A 1001-nucleotide genomic window follows, 5' to 3' on the forward strand; every position below is an offset into this window, starting at 1 on the left:
ACCGAAGCCTTCCGCCACGAGAAAACCGACCCCGCCATCTTCCGCGAGATGGGCGAACTCGGCCTGCTCGGCGCCACCATTCCCGAGCAGTACGGCGGCGCCGGCCTCAACTACGTCTGCTACGGCCTGGTGGCTCGCGAGGTGGAGCGTGTGGACTCCGGCTACCGCTCCATGATGAGCGTGCAAAGCTCGCTGGTGATGGTGCCGATCAACGCCTTCGGCACCGAAGCGCAGAAACAGAAGTACCTGCCCAAACTCGCCAGCGGCGAGTGGATCGGCTGCTTCGGCCTCACCGAACCCAACCACGGCTCCGACCCCGGCAGCATGGTCACGCGGGCGAAGAAGGTGGCCGGTGGTTACAGCCTCAGCGGCGCCAAGATGTGGATCACCAACAGCCCGATCGCCGACGTGTTCGTGGTCTGGGCCAAGGACGACGAAGGCGCGATCCGTGGCTTCATCCTCGACAAGGGCATGAAGGGCCTCTCCGCGCCGGCCATCCACAGCAAGGTCGGCCTGCGCGCTTCCGTCACGGGTGAGATCGTGATGGACGGCGTGTTCTGCCCGGAAGAGAACGCCTTCCCCGAGGTGCGGGGCCTCAAGGGCCCTTTCACCTGCCTCAACAGCGCGCGCTATGGCATCGCCTGGGGTGCGCTGGGTGCGGCGGAAGACTGTTACTTCCGCGCCCGCCAGTACGTGCTGGACCGCCAGCAGTTCGGCCGTCCGCTGGCGGCCAACCAGCTGATCCAGAAGAAGCTGGCCGACATGCTGACCGAGATCAGCCTGGGGCTGCAGGGCTGCCTGCGCCTGGGGCGCATGAAGGACGAGGGCACGGCGGCGGTGGAGATCACCTCCATCCTCAAGCGCAACAGCTGCGGCAAGGCGCTGGACATTGCGCGCCTGGCGCGCGACATGATGGGCGGCAACGGCATCAGCGACGAGTTCGGCGTGGCGCGCCACCTGGTGAACCTGGAGGTGGTCAACACCTACGAGGGCACGCACGA

The 1001-nt window shown here is 66.6% G+C and carries 1 protein-coding gene; it reads left to right on the forward strand.

Going from position 1 to position 1001, the window contains the following annotated elements; genetic code table 11:
* Window positions 1-1001: acyl-CoA dehydrogenase (locus tag HPA01S_RS22440; RefSeq protein ID WP_066273734.1), on the forward strand; the 1001-nt coding region annotated here is incomplete at both ends.

Origin of the sequence: Hydrogenophaga palleronii NBRC 102513, from assembly GCF_001571225.1 — a bacterium.
Classification (GTDB): domain Bacteria; phylum Pseudomonadota; class Gammaproteobacteria; order Burkholderiales; family Burkholderiaceae_C; genus Hydrogenophaga; species Hydrogenophaga palleronii.